The organism is Nocardia yunnanensis (assembly GCF_003626895.1).
Lineage (GTDB): Bacteria > Actinomycetota > Actinomycetes > Mycobacteriales > Mycobacteriaceae > Nocardia > Nocardia yunnanensis.
Genome location: NZ_CP032568.1, coordinates 7,087,925 through 7,105,375, shown reverse-complemented (window position 1 = coordinate 7,105,375; position 17,451 = coordinate 7,087,925). Strand labels below are relative to the sequence as shown.

The 17,451-nt window shown below is 67.0% G+C and carries 23 protein-coding genes, 1 tRNA gene, 1 pseudogene and 2 riboswitches; of the genes and pseudogenes, 15 read left to right on the top strand and 10 right to left on the bottom strand.

The annotated features are described in order from the left end of the window. The first annotated feature begins 67 nt into the window (after nucleotides 1–67). The gene (locus tag D7D52_RS33260; RefSeq protein ID WP_120742785.1) at nucleotides 68–292 is read left to right on the top strand and encodes a DUF3618 domain-containing protein; all 225 of its coding nucleotides are present in this window, start codon (nucleotides 68–70) and stop codon (nucleotides 290–292) included. 326 nt (nucleotides 293–618) lie between these two features. Here D7D52_RS33260 and D7D52_RS33255 read toward each other — a convergent pair whose 3' ends face one another. Continuing rightward, on the bottom strand, nucleotides 619–882 hold the full coding sequence (locus D7D52_RS33255) for an excalibur calcium-binding domain-containing protein (RefSeq protein WP_246023482.1): 264 nt from the start codon (nucleotides 880–882) through the stop codon (nucleotides 619–621). Between the two features lie 430 nt (nucleotides 883–1,312). On the opposite strand from D7D52_RS33255, the gene D7D52_RS33250 reads away from it, so the two are divergent. Then, nucleotides 1,313–1,777: a MarR family winged helix-turn-helix transcriptional regulator gene (locus tag D7D52_RS33250; RefSeq protein WP_120744659.1), complete on the top strand. Its 465-nt coding sequence runs from the start codon at nucleotides 1,313–1,315 to the stop codon at nucleotides 1,775–1,777. A 5-nt stretch (nucleotides 1,778–1,782) separates the two neighbouring features. Here D7D52_RS33250 and D7D52_RS33245 read toward each other — a convergent pair whose 3' ends face one another. Together D7D52_RS33245 and D7D52_RS33240 are read right to left on the bottom strand one after the other, a co-directional pair. Next, a complete protein-coding gene (locus D7D52_RS33245) occupies nucleotides 1,783–2,814 on the bottom strand; it encodes a crotonase/enoyl-CoA hydratase family protein (RefSeq protein WP_120742783.1) in 1,032 nt (343 codons plus the stop codon). A 49-nt stretch (nucleotides 2,815–2,863) separates the two neighbouring features. Further along, complete coding sequence (locus D7D52_RS33240) at nucleotides 2,864–3,178, bottom strand: hypothetical protein (RefSeq protein WP_120742781.1); 315 nt, start codon at nucleotides 3,176–3,178, stop codon at nucleotides 2,864–2,866. 82 nt (nucleotides 3,179–3,260) lie between these two features. Here D7D52_RS33240 and D7D52_RS33235 point away from each other — a divergent pair, with 82 nt between their 5' ends. Both D7D52_RS33235 and D7D52_RS33230 read left to right on the top strand, forming a co-directional pair. Continuing rightward, nucleotides 3,261–3,650, top strand: a complete 390-nt coding sequence (locus tag D7D52_RS33235; protein WP_246023480.1) for a VOC family protein — start codon at nucleotides 3,261–3,263, stop codon at nucleotides 3,648–3,650. 27 nt (nucleotides 3,651–3,677) lie between these two features. Then, on the top strand, nucleotides 3,678–4,535 hold the full coding sequence (locus D7D52_RS33230; protein WP_120742777.1) for a GNAT family N-acetyltransferase: 858 nt from the start codon (nucleotides 3,678–3,680) through the stop codon (nucleotides 4,533–4,535). A gap of 13 nt (nucleotides 4,536–4,548) precedes the next feature. Here D7D52_RS33230 and D7D52_RS33225 read toward each other — a convergent pair whose 3' ends face one another. Then, a complete protein-coding gene (locus tag D7D52_RS33225) occupies nucleotides 4,549–4,752 on the bottom strand; it encodes a hypothetical protein (protein ID WP_222932723.1) in 204 nt (67 codons plus the stop codon). Here D7D52_RS33225 and D7D52_RS38250 point away from each other — a divergent pair. The 3 genes from D7D52_RS38250 to D7D52_RS33215 all read left to right on the top strand — a co-directional run bounded on the left by D7D52_RS38250 (nucleotide 4,721) and on the right by D7D52_RS33215 (nucleotide 6,258). After that, nucleotides 4,721–4,939 (top strand): hypothetical protein, encoded by a 219-nt coding sequence (locus D7D52_RS38250; protein WP_162958717.1) that lies wholly within the window; start codon nucleotides 4,721–4,723, stop codon nucleotides 4,937–4,939. The genes D7D52_RS33225 and D7D52_RS38250 overlap by 32 nt on opposite strands. A 75-nt stretch (nucleotides 4,940–5,014) precedes the next feature. Continuing rightward, nucleotides 5,015–5,836 (top strand): acyl-CoA thioesterase domain-containing protein, encoded by an 822-nt coding sequence (locus D7D52_RS33220; protein WP_120742775.1) that lies wholly within the window; start codon nucleotides 5,015–5,017, stop codon nucleotides 5,834–5,836. A 38-nt stretch (nucleotides 5,837–5,874) separates the two neighbouring features. Further along, nucleotides 5,875–6,258 (top strand): avidin/streptavidin family protein, encoded by a 384-nt coding sequence (locus tag D7D52_RS33215; RefSeq protein WP_120742773.1) that lies wholly within the window; start codon nucleotides 5,875–5,877, stop codon nucleotides 6,256–6,258. Between the two features lie 57 nt (nucleotides 6,259–6,315). Here the strand turns inward: D7D52_RS33215 and D7D52_RS33210 are convergent, their stop codons facing one another. After that, complete coding sequence (locus tag D7D52_RS33210) at nucleotides 6,316–7,224, bottom strand: LysR family transcriptional regulator (protein WP_120742771.1); 909 nt, start codon at nucleotides 7,222–7,224, stop codon at nucleotides 6,316–6,318. Between the two features lie 91 nt (nucleotides 7,225–7,315). Here D7D52_RS33210 and D7D52_RS33205 point away from each other — a divergent pair, with 91 nt between their 5' ends. Continuing rightward, nucleotides 7,316–7,669: a DoxX family protein gene (locus D7D52_RS33205; protein ID WP_120742769.1), complete on the top strand. Its 354-nt coding sequence runs from the start codon at nucleotides 7,316–7,318 to the stop codon at nucleotides 7,667–7,669. Nucleotides 7,670–7,673: 4 nt separating this feature from the next. On the opposite strand, the gene D7D52_RS33200 is transcribed toward D7D52_RS33205, so the two are convergent. Together D7D52_RS33200 and D7D52_RS33195 are read right to left on the bottom strand one after the other, a co-directional pair. Beyond that, nucleotides 7,674–8,207, bottom strand: coding sequence for a hypothetical protein (locus tag D7D52_RS33200; RefSeq protein ID WP_120742767.1), 534 nt, complete (start codon nucleotides 8,205–8,207; stop codon nucleotides 7,674–7,676). 41 nt (nucleotides 8,208–8,248) lie between these two features. Continuing rightward, a riboswitch (glycine riboswitch) is annotated at nucleotides 8,249–8,342 on the bottom strand. After that, nucleotides 8,343–8,429, bottom strand: a riboswitch (glycine riboswitch). Between the two features lie 98 nt (nucleotides 8,430–8,527). Continuing rightward, the gene (locus D7D52_RS33195) at nucleotides 8,528–9,232 is read right to left on the bottom strand and encodes a hypothetical protein (RefSeq protein ID WP_222932722.1); all 705 of its coding nucleotides are present in this window, start codon (nucleotides 9,230–9,232) and stop codon (nucleotides 8,528–8,530) included. Nucleotides 9,233–9,351: 119 nt separating this feature from the next. Between D7D52_RS33195 and D7D52_RS33190 the strand changes: the two genes are divergently transcribed. Next, nucleotides 9,352–9,987, top strand: coding sequence for a cyclase family protein (locus D7D52_RS33190; RefSeq protein WP_120742763.1), 636 nt, complete (start codon nucleotides 9,352–9,354; stop codon nucleotides 9,985–9,987). A 110-nt stretch (nucleotides 9,988–10,097) separates the two neighbouring features. Continuing rightward, complete coding sequence (locus D7D52_RS33185) at nucleotides 10,098–10,466, top strand: hypothetical protein (protein WP_162958716.1); 369 nt, start codon at nucleotides 10,098–10,100, stop codon at nucleotides 10,464–10,466. Nucleotides 10,467–10,519: 53 nt separating this feature from the next. Here D7D52_RS33185 and D7D52_RS33180 read toward each other — a convergent pair whose 3' ends face one another. Further along, the gene (locus tag D7D52_RS33180; protein ID WP_120742759.1) at nucleotides 10,520–11,713 is read right to left on the bottom strand and encodes a L,D-transpeptidase; all 1,194 of its coding nucleotides are present in this window, start codon (nucleotides 11,711–11,713) and stop codon (nucleotides 10,520–10,522) included. A gap of 208 nt (nucleotides 11,714–11,921) precedes the next feature. Between D7D52_RS33180 and D7D52_RS33175 the strand changes: the two genes are divergently transcribed. The 5 genes and pseudogenes from D7D52_RS33175 (at nucleotide 11,922) to D7D52_RS33155 (ending at nucleotide 15,411) form a co-directional block, all read left to right on the top strand. Next, nucleotides 11,922–11,994 (top strand) — tRNA-Lys (locus D7D52_RS33175). 442 nt (nucleotides 11,995–12,436) lie between these two features. After that, the gene (locus D7D52_RS33170) at nucleotides 12,437–12,637 is read left to right on the top strand and encodes a helix-turn-helix domain-containing protein (RefSeq protein WP_120742757.1); all 201 of its coding nucleotides are present in this window, start codon (nucleotides 12,437–12,439) and stop codon (nucleotides 12,635–12,637) included. Further along, entirely contained in the window at nucleotides 12,634–13,821 is a 1,188-nt protein-coding gene (locus D7D52_RS33165) for a type II toxin-antitoxin system HipA family toxin (RefSeq protein ID WP_120742755.1), read from the top strand. The genes D7D52_RS33170 and D7D52_RS33165 overlap by 4 nt, the downstream gene beginning before the upstream one ends. Then, nucleotides 13,818–14,039 (top strand): annotated as a pseudogene (locus tag D7D52_RS39625) (hypothetical protein); the annotation flags it as partial. The gene D7D52_RS33165 and the pseudogene D7D52_RS39625, both read left to right, overlap by 4 nt. 547 nt (nucleotides 14,040–14,586) lie before the next feature. Next, a complete protein-coding gene (locus D7D52_RS33155) occupies nucleotides 14,587–15,411 on the top strand; it encodes a pentapeptide repeat-containing protein (RefSeq protein WP_162958715.1) in 825 nt (274 codons plus the stop codon). 28 nt (nucleotides 15,412–15,439) lie between these two features. Here the strand turns inward: D7D52_RS33155 and D7D52_RS33150 are convergent, their stop codons facing one another. Together D7D52_RS33150 and D7D52_RS33145 are read right to left on the bottom strand one after the other, a co-directional pair. Further along, nucleotides 15,440–16,237 (bottom strand): TatD family hydrolase, encoded by a 798-nt coding sequence (locus D7D52_RS33150; RefSeq protein ID WP_120742749.1) that lies wholly within the window; start codon nucleotides 16,235–16,237, stop codon nucleotides 15,440–15,442. Beyond that, nucleotides 16,188–17,435, bottom strand: a complete 1,248-nt coding sequence (locus D7D52_RS33145) for a hypothetical protein (RefSeq protein ID WP_162958713.1) — start codon at nucleotides 17,433–17,435, stop codon at nucleotides 16,188–16,190. The genes D7D52_RS33150 and D7D52_RS33145 overlap by 50 nt, the downstream gene beginning before the upstream one ends. Nucleotides 17,436–17,451: the final 16 nt, after the last annotated feature.

The following is a 17,451-nucleotide window of genomic DNA, read 5'->3' as shown; positions in this document are numbered from 1 at the left end:
GCGCCGGGTGAGCGGCCCCGAGACGACAGTCGCCGCCTGCAGCGCGGCTTTCAGACAGGAGTGTGACGTGGCGAGAGATACCGAGGCGATCGAGCGGGAGATCGAAGCCGCACGCAACCGGCTCGCGAGCACCCTCGACGAGCTGGCGGTACGCGCCGACCCCCAGCGCCTGGCCGACAACGCCAAGCAATCCCTGGTGGCCAAGGTCAACGAGCCCAAGATCAAGTACTCCCTCATCGGCGCCGGCGCCCTGATCGCGACCCTGGTCGTGGTCCGCCTCTTCCGCCGCTGAGCGAAACCCACCCGGGACTCAGGGGCTAGCCCCGGAAACCCCGAACCAAATGTGGCCCGGTCCAACAGGACCGGGCCACATTCATGTCGGACGGAAGTCGGCCCGTATGGTGGCAAAGGCGGATCCTGCGAGTCGTGTGTCGGCCAATGAGTGAGCCCCCGGTCCGATAGGGCCGGGGGCTCACTCATGTCTGGGTTCCGGGCTTGCTCCGTGATTTCGTGAGATGCCCGGGGCTTGCGCGTTGGTCAGGGTTTCGGGCGCGCGCCCGAAGCCTCGTAAGGGGTTTCAGGGGCTTGCCCCTGAGAGCTACGAGAGTTGTTCAACCCTCAGACGGTCGGGCAGGCCATCCCGGTCCCGTCGGGATCCAGGTGGGCGCTGTAGCCGGGCTGGCCGCGGAAGAGCGGGGCGACGCCGGCCGCGCGCGCCTGGTCGCAGTTCTCGTAGACGGGCCCGCCGGCGGAGCCGGTCTGGGTGAGCCCGGCGGATCCGATTGCGGCGGAGCCGGTGTCGAGGGCGGAAGAACCGGTGCCCGAGGAACCGGTGGGGACGTCGGCGTAGGCGACGGCGGTTTGGGCTGCGATGGTCGTCAAGCCCGCGACGCTGGCGGTGACGAGAAGCCGGCGAACGTTCATGTATTCCTCAATGTCGGCGCAATAGGGTGGTAGCTGGCCCGGTTCGGCGCGGAGTGCCATCGCCGCCGCAGCGGGTGCGGCGCGATGACCGGCCCGGGCTCGGCGTCGAGTTTTCTGGCGCAACGTTGCATTGTCAACCGGATGGGCTATCCATCCAGGTGAATTAGGGGATTTGCCCCGAACGCCCGGAAGCTCTTCTGCCGGAATATGTCTCATTCGTCCTGTCGCGAAAGCTGCTCGCGCATTGATGATTCCCGCCAGAACTACGCAAATCGAACCGTGTGTACTGTACGGCAGCGCACCGTGGAGGGGCCGCGCCGAATCGCGGTGAGGTTCCTGTGGATGCGGTTAGTGTCCGTGTCAACTATCCGTCGATAGTATGGAGTCCATGACGCGCTGGCTGAGCGACGAGGAACAGGCGACCTGGCAGTCCTACATCCGCATGCGGCAACGGCTGGAATCCGCCATGGCCGCCGGGCTCGCCCAGGACGGCCTGTCCGTGTCCGACTACGAAGTCCTGGTCGCGCTCTCCGCCGCCGGCGGCCAATTGCGCGCCAAGGAACTGGGCGCGGAGATCTGCTGGGACAAGAGCCGGCTGTCCAAACACCTCACCCGCATGAGCGCCCGCGGCCTCGTCGACCGCTGCCAGGCCGCCGACGACGCCCGCGGCCGCGAGGTCCGCCTCACCGACGCGGGCCGCACCGCCCTGGAAGCCGCCGCCCCCAACCACGTCGAACTGGTCCGCCGCCTCTTCATCGACGACATGACCGCCCCCGAGGCCGCCGCCCTCCGCTCCCTCGCCGACCGCGTGGTGGCCGAAGTCGAACGCACCGACGTGGAGGGCACCGCCTGATCCGCTCAGTCCTTGGGCTGCTCGAACTGCGCGCGCTTCCAATCGCCGAACGGCTCGTCGCGCTCCCGGACGGCCTCGCGGAAACCCGTGGTCGCGGAACGCAGTTGGAAGGCGTAGCCCTCGCGGGTGTGGCGGGAGATGCCGTCGAAGACGGTGCTGATCATGCCGGAGTTCAGCACGCCCTGATTGAGCAGTGCGCTGTTGAGCGCGAGCTTGGCCATGACCAGCTGGTTGATCGGGACCCGCGAAATGCGTTCCAGCAGTTCCTCGGTGCGCGCGTCGAGCTCGTCGGCCGGCGGCGCCTCGATGGCCAGCCCCCATTCGGCGGCCTGCTTGCCGCTGAGACTGTCCCCGGTGAACAGCATGCGCTTGGCCCGCTGATCGCCGACGCGATGCGCCCACATGCCGGCCGCGGGAATCCCCCAGGTGCGGGTGGGCGGGTAGCCGAAGCGGGCGTCCTCGGCGCAGACGATCTGATCGGCGAACAACGCGATGTCGGTGCCGCCCGCGATGGCGAACCCGTGCACCTTGGCGACGGTCGGCTTGTTGGCGTGCAGCAGGCTGGCGAAACCGCGGTTGAAGCGCGACATCATGGCGTAGTCGACCATGGGATCCCAAGTGCCCCAAGGGTTGTGATTGCGCGCCTGGACCACCGGATCCAGCACGGTGCCCGCGGTGGGCTGCGCGCCCTCCGCGGGCGCGAAGCCGTTCTCGGCGAAGATCGACAGGTCGTAGCCGCCGCAGAACCCCTTGCCGCGCCCGCTTACCACGATCACGTGCACCCGCGGATCCAGGTCGGCGCGCTCGACGGCGGCGGCCAGTTCGATCGGGGTGTCGGCGGTGATGGCATTGCCGCGTTCGGGCCGGTTGAAGGTGATGCGGGCGATGCGCCCGGTCACCTCGTAGGTCAGGGTGCGGCCGGTGTATTCGTTCACCGGTTCGGGGCGGCCGGCGAACAGCGAGTCGTCACCGCCGGTCAGGTCGTCGCGCCAGGCGGCCGGGCGCGTGCCGGAGTGGTTCTCGTAATCGGGGGACACTCAAGCAGTGAACCCCGGTTCATTTCTTGCTGTCAAGAGGCCGGGTGTCTTACTCCCACGGTTTGACCGGCGGTTTCACCCACAGAATCTTCTCGTCCGCGTGCTCGCGGCGCGCCGCGGGATGTGCCGGATGGCGCGCGGCCCAGGCGTCTTTGTCCGCCAGCAGCCCCGCCACCACCCGCCAGGTCTCGTCGGTGCTCGGCGGATTCGTCTCCGCGGCCCGCGCCAGCTTGCGCCGCTGTGCCGGGGTCATCGCCAGGAGTTCGCCGCCGCTGATCTCGCGCGCCCAGATGTAGGCCGCCAGCCGCCGGGCCTTCTCTTCCCGGCTGCGGCTGGCGTGATCGGAATGCGCGTAGTCGGCCATGCTTTTCCCGACCCTACCGGAGCGCCGGGTTATGGTTGCCGGGCAGTTCGATGGCCGTTCCACCGACCGAAAGGGACCCGCCGTGACCGCGCCGATCGCGCTCAGCTGCGTCACCATCGACACCGCCGATCCGCGCGCGCTCGCCGAGTTCTACGCCGCCCTGCTGGATTGGCGAATCATGCACGCCGAGGACGACTACGCGCTGATCACCGATGGAAAGTCGGTGCTGTGCTTCGGTTTCGTGGCGGGTCATCAGGCCGCGCCCTGGCCCGACGATCCGGCGCACCCCAAACGCGTGCACATCGACCTGAACGTCGCCGATATCGACCAGGCCACCGATCTGGCGGTCGCGCTGGGCGCGACCATCCCCGAGTTCCAGCCCGGCCTCAATCCGGATTGGGACAATCAGCTGCCCTGGGGCATCGTGCTCGATCCCGAGGGGCACCCCATCTGCCTGAATCTGCGCGAGTAGCAGAGCTTTCGCGGTTACCTTGGTGGCATGCCGGAGGCCGTGCGAATCGATGATCTGGTCATTTCCCGTGCCACGCCGTCGGAGTGGGCCGCGGTCGTGGAGTGGGCGGCCGCCGAGGGGTGGAATCCGGGGGCGCGCGATACCGGCGCGTTCTTCGCGCAGGATCCCGACGGGTTCTTCCTGGGGCGGGTGAACGGCGAGCCCGCGTCCGCGGTGTCGGTGGTCAACTACGGCAGCGAATTCGCTTTCCTGGGTTTCTATCTCGTGCGCCCGGAGCTGCGCGGTCATGGATTCGGTGTGGCGACGTGGGAAGCGGGACTGAAGCACGCGGGGGACCGCGTGATCGGCCTGGACGGGGTGCCGGCGCAGCAGGACAACTATCGCCGCAGCGGCTTCGAACTCGCTTATCGCAGTGCGCGTTTCCTCGGCGTCCCGCGGCTGCCGCTGCCCGACGACACGGTAACCGCGCTCGCGCCAACGGATTTCGCCGCCCTGCTGCCCTACGACGCCGCGTGCGGTCCGGCCGATCGGCCCGGTTTCCTGACCGTGTGGCTGACCGAACCCGGGCATCGGGTCTTCGCCCGCATCGTGCGCGGTGAGATCACCGGCTATGCCGTCCTGCGGCCCGCGCGCACGACCCTGCGCGTCGGGCCGCTGTTCGCCGACGCCCCCGCCGACGCCCGCCAACTCCTGGCCGCCGTCGCCGCCCATGCGGCGGGAATGCCACTGGCGGTGGATGTTCCGCTGGACAATGCGCCCGCCGTGAGCCTCATGGCCGAGGCCGGCCTGGAACCGAGTTTCGAGACCGCCCGCATGTACACCGGGCCGGTGCGACCGTTTCACCGTGAGCGGGTATACGGCGTGACCACACTCGAACTCGGCTGAACCGCACCGGTTTTCACCAGGCCGAGGGACGCACGCGGCCGGGTGTGACAACGCGGGCGAGCGCGTCGCGCAATCCGTTCGTCGCCGCCCCGCCGAGGGTGTTCGCCCACTGCTCGGTGAACCGGGCGGCCGCGGCGTCGGCGGCGCGGGTGCACGCCCAGCCGCGCTCGGTGAGCGTGACGATCTTGGCGCGGGCATCGTGCGGATGCGGCGGCATCACCCTGACCATCGAGGGGCAGTCCGCGCGATTGGGCGCGGGTGATGCCGCGGTGGCCGCCGCGGGATCGACCATCCGCCTGGACAATCCGTCCGAGGTTCGCGCCGAACTCCTGGTCAACGCGCCCGTCGGCTTCACCGGTGAACTGCCCGACGGCACCCCCATCGACCCGCCGTGGGTGAACTGAATCCGGCCGCACTACCGCCACGCTTCTGACACATGTTCTAATTTGTCAGCTCATCGGACGGCTCGGGGAGGCAGCATGACAGCGTTCTTCACAGTGGAGAACGGTCGCTACACGGCGACTCAGATGGCGGTCAGCGCCTGGTCGGACGCACAATTGGCGGGCACCGCCGTCTGCGGGCTGCTCGCGCATCGGCTCGAAACCCACAACCCCGGGCCGGGATTCGTGCCGGCCCGGTTCACCGTCGATCTGTTCAGTCCGGTCCGCAGCGAGCCGATCGAGGTGCACAGCTCGATCGCGCGGGACGGCAGGCGCATTCGCGTGGCCGACGCCTCGATCGTCCAGGACGGTCAGGTGCGCGCCCGGGCCACCGTGAACTTTCTCGCTGCAGCCGCCGAGCCGCCGGGGCAGCTGTGGCGGCCCGACCGCGGCGAACTGCCCATTCCGGACGAGCCTCTGGACGGTCCGTACGGCAACCCGCCGCTGTTCAAGTCCGGAGACTTGGACTGGACCCACGATTTCGCCTCCGGCGTCAACGCGCTGCGGAAAGCGGCCTGGCACAATGTGCCCGCCATCGTGTCGGGCCTGGAGCCCACGCCGTTCGAACGCGCGGCCTTCGTCGCCGATTGCGCGAACCTGGTGTGCAACTGGGGCACCGGCGGTGTCGGGTACATCAACAGTGATGTCACGCTGAGTCTGTCCCGCCTGCCCGAGGGGCGCGAACTCGGCCTGCTGGCCCAGGACCACGTCTCCGCCGCCGGCATCGGCATCGCCACCGCGCTGCTCTACGACCGCACCGGCCCGCTCGGGCTGTGCACCATCACCGCCCTCGCCAATGCCATGCGCCAGGTCGATATGGCCGAGTTCGCCGCCTCCCGATCCATCCCGACCGGAAGCTGACTGCGAGTTACCGCGCCGCGAACGGGTATGCCGCCGACATGGACTCTGCATCGCGCATCGAATGGAAGGGCTCGTGGCGGAACGAGTACGGGTCCCGCCTCACCATCACCGACGACTCCGACGGCCGGCTGACCGGCACCTCCGAAACCGCCCTGGGCGACAGCGCCTTCGCCGGTTCGACGGTCCCGATCATCGGCCTGCACACCGGCCCCTGCGCCCAGTTCTCCTTCGTCGCCGCCGGCGACATCCCCAGCATCTGCTCCTTCACCGGCCTCCTCCGTGACGGCAACCTCCACGCCGCCTGGCACGTAGTCTCCGACCAAGCCGTCAAACCCCCACACCCCGGCGCCCCACCCGAACTCCTCACCCTCCCCTGGGCCCACGCCGTCCTCACCAACAGCGACACCTTCACCCGGGTCTAGGCCTAGCAGAGCATCGAATATTCCACCGGCGCAGTCGATTCGGCTTCGCCGTTCCGGCTACGTCTCGGAGCGAGCCTGGCGGAACTTCAGACAGCTGATCACGAAATCTCGCACGATCGGATCGCGATCGTGGGTCGGGTGCCAGACGACGGCGACGTGGGTGGGGGAGACCCCGGTGACGGGGCGGTAGACGATGCCGGGGCGGGCGAAGAAGCGCGCGGCGGATTCGGGGGCCAGGGCAATCCCGTAGCCGTTGGCCACGGCCGTCAGCCAGTCGTCGGTGCGGTCGGTGATCGCGCCGATGCGTACGGAGTGGCCGGCGCGTTCGTCGGCGGCCAGCCAGAAGTCCCGCCAGGCCCCGGTTTCCGGCGGGGCGGCCACGAAGGGCTCGTACCACAGTTCGCGAAATTCGATCACCTCGCGACCGGCGAGGGGGTGCGCGACAGGCAGGGCGACGCAGCGTGGTTCGGTCAGCAACCACTCCACGCGCAGACCTTCTGCGCCGGGAAAAGGCGTGCGTAGCAGGGCGATATCGACTTCGCGGTCGAGCAGTCCTGCGGTGGGATTGGACCACGCGGCCGCCTGTCGCATTTCGACTCGCCATTCGGGGCGGCGGTGGCCGAAGTCGGCGATGATCTGCTGGGTCGCCTCGTTGGCGGCGCTGGCCACGTATCCGACCCGGAGAACGTGGGCGGCCCGGCTGGCCGCACCGCGGGTTTCGGTGAGTGCCTCGTCCCAGCTGTCGAGCACCCGCGGCACCCGTTGCGCGAGGGCCCTGCCTGCTTCGGTCAGTGTCATACCCGCCTTGGATCGAATGAACAACCGCACGCCGAGTTGACTTTCGAGCTGTTTGATCTGCTTGGTCAGCGCCGGCTGGGACACGAACAACCGCTCGGCCGCGCGGCTGAGCGTGCCCTCCTCGGCCACGGCGGCGAAGTAGCGCAGCAGACGGGTGTCCACATCCATGCCATCAGGTTATAGATGCAGGTATTGGACGCGTGAATGCTGTTCGGCGAGGCTCGAAATGGTCGATCCCGTGCCTCGTTTGGAGCCTCGCATGTTCATCACGTACCTGGTCGTCGCCGTCGTCACCATCGCCATCAATGGCGGAATGGCGATCGCTGATTTCGCCCGCGCCGATTTCGTGCTCGCCAATTCGGCTGCCGTGCGCTTCCCTCGATCCTTGATTCCCGTGGCCGGCGCGTTGAAGGGCGCCGGAGCGCTCGGCGTCCTGATCGGACTGCTGGGCGCTCGCCCGATCGGTATCGCCGCGGCGCTGGGCTTGGTGCTGTATTTCGCCATCGCGTTGGTCGTTCACGTCCGCACCGGGGTGATTCGCAATATCGCTTTTCCCGGAGCGTATTTCGCGTTCGCGGCGGCGACCCTCGCGCTCGCTGTCGCGGGTCGCTGACGGCTCAGGCCACCACGCGGCCGCGATGGGAGCGGTTCGCTCGTTTTGCCGCAGCGAGCGCGCCGGATGTTTCCCGGTGCACGGTGAGGACTGGAATGCGCAGTGCCACGGCGGTTTCCATGGGGGAGAGGCCGACTATCGCCCGCAGCAGGAGGATTTCGCGCTGCATGTCGGTGACGGGGCCGAGTGGGTAGGTGTGAGGGGATTCCCAGCGGCCGAGTGCGACGGCGCGGCTCGCGGTGGCGTGGACGAATTCCAGGAAGTCGCGACGCTGGGTGTGGGCGGTGGGCCAGCCGGTGGCGAGGGTGGCGCACACCTCGGCCGCCAGCAGGTCGGCACTCGGGGACGCGCCTAGCGCGGCACGGCAGTAGACGGTGACGAATCGGTGACTGTAGGCCAGGACTTCGGCCAGCGCGGAGCGGGTGCCCAGCGCTGCGGCCGCGAGGGTGTTCAGGCCGGGAACCGGCGGGGGCGCCTGGGGCGCGGCGGTGTCGGACAGGGCGGCCGGCCCGGGCGGCAGCGTCGAGTCGACAGGCATGGGAGGTCCTCTGGTCAGCCGGGCATTCGCCCGGTTATCGGATCTCCCCCTCTGTCATGGGACCTGAGAGCTTCACCGCGTACTCGCGGTTTGCACCGTAGGCGAGGCGCGGATGCGCCTGCTTTCCAGAGTGGCCTGGTCGAAACGGTATCTGTACCTGAGAGATTCCGGGGAGGTTGCTCCTTCGGTACCCGGAAGCCGGGGTTCTCCCGCAACGACTCATAGCGGCCGGGTATTCGTTTGTCCCGGCGAGCCTAGACGATCCAACGGGTCGCTGGCCAGCGACCGGCAACCCGTTGGCATCCGAATGGTGGCCGATCTCACTTCGGGTCGCTGAGCAACCATTGATCGCGCGGGGTGCGGCGGCGTTCGCGGCGGCTGCCGACCCGGGCGCGCATGGCGTACCGCGCCGGCGCGTTGTCGGCGGTGAGCTGATGCCAGCCGCTGCCGCCGGTGATGTCGAAGACGCCGATGTACCCGCCGGGCAGCAGTTCGAACGGCGCGGTGAGGTGTTTGCCGTAGTCGAACTGGGTGCTGCCCGCCTTGCGGAAGTTCTCGAACCAGGCCGGAAACACGAAGTCCGATACCAGGACTCCATCGATCTGATACCCGTACTGATTCGCCTCGACGGCGTCGGCGACCTCGTAGGCGTAGATGCGTCCGATGGTGGCGGTGGAGAACTCGTAGGCGGCCAGGTTGATATCCGGATCGGCGAGCATCTCCAGCAGCTCGTGGCTGGCGGTGACCGTCCACTGCAGTCCGGCGTCACGGTCGCTGCGCGCGAACACCTTTCCCAGCGGCAGCCCCTCCGGGGTGAGGTCGTGGTAGCCGAGCGCGCCGGCCTGATCCGAATCGTCGGAGACGACCAGCCACCACGAGCCCGGCTCGGGCTGCTGAGCGCTCGCGACGAAGCTCAGGTCGGCGTCGCTGCCCCACGCGGGCGCCCAATCGCGGTGCACCTGCGTCTGCAGGGCGGGCACCACGGCGGAAACCTCGGCGTCGGTCAGTACGGTACTGCGGTTCAACACGGCAATATGTATGGCAGACATGGCGATTCTCGAATTCTGTGTAGTTTCGCAGGCGCGGTGTCATTCGATCTTGCTGCTGTCATCTTCTCGCGAAAACCACAGGGAGGCAGGGGAAAGTGGCCATCATCGATCTGTCGGTGCCGATCCGATCGGGCATGCCGGTGTATCCCGGCGATCCGGAGGTGACCGTGCGGCCCGCGCTGACCGTGCCCGTCGACGGCGTCAATGTGCTGCACCTGGACCTGGGCTCGCAGACGGGAACGCATGTGGACGCGCCGCGGCACATCGACGACACGCTGCCCGCGCTCGACGAGCTGCCCCTCGAACGGTTTCTCGGGCCGGGAGTGGTGATCGACGCGCGCCCGGTCGGCGCGGGCGGGGCGATCGGGCGCGAGTTCTTCGAGGGTCGGGTGGCGGCCGGGCACATCGTGTTGATCGCGACCGGTTGGTCCGAGCATTGGGGCACCCGGACCTATCTGGACCATCCGCATCTGACGGTGGAGGCGGCCGAATACCTGGTGGCCGCGGGTGTGCGCACCATCGGCATCGATGCCCTGTCGGTCGATCCCACGCCGGCCTCGGAGATTCCGGTCCATCGGATCCTGTGCGGCGCGCACGCCGTGATCGCCGAGAATCTGACCGGGCTGGCGCGGTTGCTCACCGCCGGGCCCTTCGAGGTCTCGCTGCTTCCGCTGCACCTGCCCGGGGCGGACGGGGCTCCCGTGCGGGCCGTGGCACGCACGCCGGTGTGAGAGAAATATCAGTGTGTCGCATTTTGCGGCGCGCGTCACCCGATCTTCGTAGACTGCTCGCGAAACCGGGGGTGTCGGGGCCCCCGCACGCCCGATACGAAGGATCCGCAGTGAATCGTTGTGCCGTAACCACATTGCTAGCCGTTGCGGCGATCTTGCCCGCCGCGCCCATCGCGTCCGCGGAAATCGTCCTCACCGACGCCGCCGCCTCGACCCCGAGCGCCACCGCTCCGGGCGCCACGACCCCCGGCGACACCGCGAGCCCCGGCGACAATGTGCCCGGCGCCAAGGACTCCAGCAACCCCATCGAGTCGATCGTCAATCTCGGCTCCTCGATGTTCAAACTCGGCGGCGCGACGGGGTCGGCGACCACCGGCTCCTCCAAGAACACCTGCACGGTCCTCGGCAGCGCCGCCTCGCTCGGCGGCATGGCGGGCCTGGGCTGCAACAACCCCACGGGACCCGGCGTCATCGGCTGATCCCGGAATCGAGCGTGTCCGAAGGGGCATCGGAGTTCCCCTTCGGCGCGTGATCAGCCGCGGTCGGCGTTGCCCGCCTTCCACTGCTCCCACGGAATGTTCCAGTCGCCCAGCCCATCCAGGCCCGACAGGGTGCCACCGACGGTGTTCTTCACGATGGTGATGTCACCGCGCTTGACGTTGTCGTAGACCCATTTCGCGTCGGACGGGCTCAGATTCAGGCAGCCGTGACTGGTGTTGACCGAGCCCTGCGCGCCCACCGACCACGGCGCCGAGTGGAAGAAGATGCCGGAGTAGGAGATTCGCGTCGCCCAGTCGATCGGGGTCTTGTAGCCGCCCGGCGAGTTCACCGGGACGCCGTAGGTGGAGGAATCCATGATGATGCGGTCGAACTTGTCGCCCACGATGTAGACGCCATTGTCGGTCGGGGTGGAATCCTTGCCCATCGAGGTCGGCATGGTCTTGATCACCTGGCCGTTGCGTTCCACGGTGACCATCTTGGTGTTGTCGTCGGCGGTGAAGACGGTGGCGTCGCCGACGGTGAAGCTGGAGTGGATGTCGCTGTCGCCGACCAGGCCATTGCCGAAATCATGCCCGTAGGCGGTGACGGAGATGTCGACCTTGGTGCCCGGCGCCCAGAAATTCTGTGGCCGCCAGCGCACTTCGCGATTGTTGACCCAGTAGAACGCGCCCTCGACCGCCGGCGTGGTTGTGATCTTGATCGCGTCCTGCGCGGCCTTGCGATCCGGAATGTTCTCGTCGAACTGCACCGCCACCGGCTGCCCGATACCGACCACCTCGTCCTCGGCCGGCAGCAGATATGGGTGGGTGCGATTGTTCGGCGTGATCGTGGTGAAACTCATGGTCGAGGTGCTCGCCCCGCCGAGTCCGATGGCATCCGCGCTCAACGTGTAGGTCTTGCCGAATCCCAACTGCTCGGTCAAGTTCCAGGCGCTTCCGTCCGCGGCCAGCTCACCCTGCACCGCCCGGCCCTCCGGATTGGTGAGCGCGACCTTCGTGAACTTCCCGTCCTCCACCTTCAACGTGAGCGCACCGGGCGAGACCCCTCTGTCGCCATCCTTGATGGGCGAGATCACCTTCGGCTTCATCAACTCGCCGATCGGATTGGAATCGATTGCCGCCCCGCCCGACTGCCCCTTCCCTCCCGACGAACACGCCGCCAACATCACCGCCAGCACCGCCGCCCCCAGCACCCGCCCCGCCCGCCGACCCCTCACTCCACTCATCAAACCCCGCCTCACGTCTCGTCCTCCGGCCACCACGCCCAACGCCCCAAACATCCGCGATCACCCCCGCCGCGTTAACAACCCCCCACCCCCCAGAAAACCCGCAGCTCAACCCACCGATTTCACTTTCCACACCCAACCCTGTTAATGTTCTTTCCGCACCGCAGAGCGGCCCAAGCGAAAGCCCAAGCCCCCCGCGGCGACACACGCGCCATTAGCTCAATTGGCAGAGCAGCTGACTCTTAATCAGCGGGTTCGGGGTTCGAGTCCCTGATGGCGCACAACAGAAGGCCCCTGACCTGGCAGTATGGTCAGGGGCCTTCTCCATTCCACCCGTCGCAACATGTCATTCCCAAAAATATCCCAAAGATTCAGCACTACCTGGCCCCGCCGGTCTGCAACCCACCAAACCCTGACTCCAGCACCGCAAACGAGCCTGAAACTCCTCGTGTGCAGAGGTCCACCGGCTGGCAAACCCGCCCCACGACGTTCCGATTGCGACCCATCCGGGGCCCTGAATTCCCACACTGCCACACCCTCGCCGACGGGCCGCCGCACTGGCCTCCATCGGCAATATTCTGCCGATTTACCCACTACGGTACCCAGATGAGTCCTTCTCAGCAGAAATCAGCAGTATTCTGCCGATTTTGACATTGCTTCCGGTAGCCTGAAAGAAGCCGGGTCGATATCGGCAGAATATTGCCGATTCATGGAGGTGATGCGATGACTGCGGTATCGAGCATCGGGGACGCCATTCACGCGGCACGCCGCCGTCACCGGCTGACGCAGGAGCAGTTGGCGGAGCTGGCGGGCACCTCCACCCGCACGGTCCGTGAGATCGAGCACGGCAGCGGCTCAACCAGTATCGCCACCGTCGCCGCCGTGGCCGACGTGGTCGGACTCACCCTGGGAGTCGTCGATTGAAGGATCTCGAGAAGCTTCGGCGGGTTGCCCGAGCGGATGTGTACAAGGCCGGTCGACGCGCCGCTGTCTTGGAGCGGACAGCGGATGGCGGGACCGAATTTCGCTACGAGAGGGACTACCTCGCCGACGGTACGCCCGTAGCCACGACGCTCCCACTCGGCCCGGATCCGGTGCACAGCATCGCCGGCGCAGTGCCGCCCTTCTTCGAAGGTCTTCTGCCCGAGGGGCATCGGCTCACGGTGTTGCAGCGTGCGGTCAAAACCAGCATCAACGATGAATTGAGCCTGCTGCTGGCCGTGGGTAGTGATGTGCCAGGGGATGTCCAGATCATCCCTGCCGATCAGCTGCTCACCGACCTTCCGCCATTGGTTGAGGGAGACTCGCCAGCTGAACTCGAGTTCGCACGATTCGTAGACGAAATCGATACACATGCACTACCGGGAGTGCAGCGTAAAGCCAGTGCGTCGATGATCAGCGTGCCGTTCGCGGCTCGTTATGGGCGGTTCATTCTCAAGCTCTCGCAACCGGAGTATCCCGACCTGGTGGAGAACGAAGCGGTGCATCTGAAGGCAGCGAGGTTGATGAAAATCCCTGTGGCCGAGGCGAATCTGGTGACCGACCGCATTGGCGAGACCGGTCTGCTGGTGCGGCGGTTCGACCGGGTGCACGAGGGTCGCTCGTGGCGGCGCTTGGCGTTCGAGGATGCGACACAGGTGCTGGGCCTGCCTCCGGCGTCGAAGTATCAGCCCGATGCGGCCAGCGTGGTCAACGCACTCGCGCAGATCACCGAGGCTCCGACGGTGGCCCGTCGAAACCTCTACTTGCAGTTCCTCTTTGCCTGGCTCACCGGAAACGGTGACCTACACGCGAAGAACGTCGGTGTAGTCGAGGCCCCCGGCGGGAAATGGGGTATCGCACCGATATTCGACATCCCGTGCACTCTGGTCTACGGCGATGACTCGATGGCGCTGCCCATCTCCGGCCGGACCCGCAAGTTACGCGCCCGCGACTGGGCTGCGTTCGCCACAGAGGTCGGACTCACCGAGCGAGCCGCGATTTCAGCGCGCACCGTCGCACTCCGAGCGGCCACAGCAGTCGATTACGACGCCTTGCCGTTCGCAGGATCGCCTATGCGCAAAACAGAGCGCGAACTGCGTTGGCGACGTGCCGAACTCGGTGACTGAGCGCTGAATCGAGCGATCACCGGTCGTCGGACGAGTCGCGGGAGCTGACTGAGCCGCTGGTGCCGAAGTTCACCCCTCGCAAGCAGGGCGGCGGCTCCTCGCCGAGCGACCAGCAGGCGATGACCATCGCGGCGTCGACACAGGCGAAAAGGGGCGATCTGACCGGACCGAACCCGGTTGATCGCGGCAGATCCGGCTCGAAGATCCAGGTGCACTCCGGCGCGCGACCTCGACAAGGTCGAGCGTCTCGGTGGTCGACTGGTGACGCCCGAGGATGACGAATGGTCCGCCCCTGCTGGAGTGTCTGCCGTCAGGTTCGGACGATTCGGTGACGTGCCACAGGTGGCGTTGTGCGTGCGCGGGAACCGGGAGCTGCACGAGGCTACCGAACGAACATTGTGCGGGAACAACGCGCGCAGCCGTACTCGGTCGCCCACTACCCGATCGGCGTCTGCACACCCGACCTTCACTGACGAGGGCCTGCGGATGCTCGCCAGTCAAACCCAGGAAACCGCCGCCGCCCTGGACGATCCCAGCCGCCCACCACCCTCGGCACCGGCCGCAGAGCCGACCGGGTGCTCTCACCGCCGCCACGAACGCCCTCCTCCATGTCTTGCACGCCCGCGCTTTGGCGTTTCCTCACCCACCGTCAACCCTGTCCGCGATGCGAACTGACGATCAGCGCGTCCCGGAGACGGCGCGGTGGTTCGGCGATGCTCGGTCGGACCCACGCTTGGGTAAGAATTGGGCATGGGATGGAAGTGGGTGAGTCGGACCGTTCTGGCCTTGGTGGGCATGGCAGTTCTCGCGGTGGTCGTCGCCGTGGAATTCACGCCGATCGGTGGCCGAGTCGCCAGCTGGGCGAGCGGCGAGAGCTGGAATGCGTTGCAACCGGCGGAACGAGCCACCGTTCTGGGACAGATACGGTTGGTGACGGTCCAGATCGCCGCCGCGCTCGGGGCCGCCTCGGCGCTCATATACACCGGACGCACATACCATCTGGCGCGGCGTGGGCAGGTCACCGACCGCTTCACCAAATCGTTGGAGCGGCTGAGCTCGGATAAGTCCTATGCACGTATCGGCGGGGTACTCGCGCTCGAACGGATCGTGAAGGACTCCCCCGATCAGGGGGAGCACGCCGCACGCGTGCTGAACGCCTTCGTCTTGGAGCACGCCCCCAAGATCAAGCCTGGCGGCTTGGAGAGGGCGGGCCTGCCAACGGTGCCGAGTGCCGAAGTGGGTGAGGCACTGCGGGTGCTGCTGCGATCGATACCGGCGACGGCGCCGTCGGGTCGCCCGCGAGTGGACCTGTCGGGACGCCATCTCGCCGGCGCACGCCTGGAGCGGTCCGATCTCCGTTCGGCTGATCTGACCAAGGCGTACCTGGCGGGCTCCAGCTTCGCGGGTGCCACTGTCGCGGGCGCGGACTTCGCGGGTGCGGACCTGTCCGGCACCGATTTCACCAGTGCGAAAGGGCTTCTCGCCGCCCAACTCGAGCCCGCCGCCTCGTTGAAGGACTGCGCACTGCCGCAAGCCTTGATGGCCAATGACACGATCGCGCGACGCGTCGCGGGCGAGCACGGCGTGTAGCGAACCGCGCGGGCGCTGCCGATGCGGATCAGGCGCCGATCAGCACATCGAATACGTTCTCGGGCAAACGCTCCAGGACTCCGGCTCGGGTCGCGATCGTCCTGAAGTTCTGCCAGAACATGCGTCGGATATCGGTGCCTGCGAAGGTGGGCAGCGCTGACAACCGGGATTCGAGAGCGCGGATGTCGCCGGGCTTGCGCGCTCGCGTCGATCTCGTGCTGGCGGGGAAGTCCGTTTCTGGCAGCAGCCTGTTCCGCGGAATGGCTTCGAGGGTCGATGTCGGCATGGCCGCGTTGACGGAGAAGTAGTGATCCAATTCGATTGCGCGGGAAAGCTGTTCGGCGTCGCCCATGAACCAGTGCAGAATTGCCCCGGGGTGCGGGTACTCGCTGAGCAGGTCTAGCACCTCCTTGGCTCGGCCCGCGCTGTGGATCGAGATCAGCACGTGCTGGTCCGTGGCGATCGCCATCACTTGGGAGAAGACGTCTCGCTGCAGAGCGAGATCGCCGCGGCGATCGAGGCCGACTTCGCCGATGAACAACAGGTCGCGCAAACTCGAACGGAATTCGCCCGGATCGAATTCCTGCAGAGCCGATTTCATGGCGGGGTGAACTCCGCTGCCCCAGATCAGTGTGGAGTCGTTCCGGCCGATCGCGATCCGCGTTTCGCTGGGGGTGCGCGTCACCGCCAACACCACGGCCGCGTCCAGGGCGTCGATCTGTTTCGCGGTCACATCGGTCGCGATGTGGGCGTGGCAGTCGAGTGGCGGCAGTGAATCAGGGAAGTGGGACACGACCGATTTCCTCCAGGCTGCGGTGGCAGACATCGATGATCGCGTCGATGTCGCAATCTGCGGGCAGTGCTCCGACCGCGAGCACGGCGGTGTCGTCGATACCCTCGATGAGTGCTTGCTGGACGTCGCGAATATCTCGATGACGCCGGTCGTGCAGCTTGTGCAACGCCTCGCCGGTCAGCGATGTCGCGAGATACGGAGACGGGTCACTGTGGCCACCCCGGGTGAACGCAGCTCGCCGCACGATGCAGGCAAAACATAAGCCGCAGTTGTAATTCGAATTGCCTCCCGCATAGTACTGGCCGTCCAACTTCGAGCACGACAGACTGGCCGCCGCGACGGTGAGCAGCTGTGGTCCCACGTGCGCGTGGGCGTGGTCCAGGAGTTCACCTTTGGTGTAGTACCCGTAGGGATTCGAGATGGTGACCGGCAGCGCCAGCCGGTCGATCAGATGGTTGATCCGAGCAAATGTGTCCGGGTGTGTCGACCGCGTCGAGAGAGCTCCTCCGCGTGCGGCTGTCAGCGGCGGGTTGATGCTCGTGAAGCCGTTCTCCGGCACGGTCACCCGGCGGCAGCCGGATGCGGCGGCCACCGCCGTGGCCAAGGCCATGAACAGCAGACTTCGACTCCTGGACGAGGATTCCTCAGCGCCTCCCGGCTCCCGGAATTCGATCCGCTGGTGACGAAAAGTCTTCGGCGACTTCGGTTTCAGCCATGCGACGATGGCATTCTGCGCTTTGCGGACAGCGTTGTTTCCGTCGATGTGGCTCAGATGGATCCGTTGCGCTTCGTCACCGAGGTGCGCCGCTGCACCGCACAGTGAGTCCAGGCCACCGCTGAGCAGCATCACATCATCGGCCCGTGTCGAAACGTGTGATGGTATCGCCACCCACGACGGCCCTGGCGCGCCGCGCAGGATCCAGCTGTCTCCGGTCAGCCATGCCAGCAGCGATTGAAGGTGTTCTCCGAGTTCACCGTTCCATGCCGTCGGGTCGCTGAGGTGCACGGTCAACTCGATCGTGCGGGTGAACGTCGTCGGCCGCGGTGTATGACGGTCGGCGAGATAGGCCGCGGCGGCGAGACGGACGAGGTCCGCGGCTGCGACGGGGACCTCTCCCAGACTGCCCAGATCCCAATCCAGATTTCCCGCCACCGCGGCACCTTCGCCGGCAGGAAGGCTCCATCGCAGGGCCTCGGCGTGGCGGTCATACTGGCCGACGCCGTGGGGCAAGACTTCCAATCTCGTT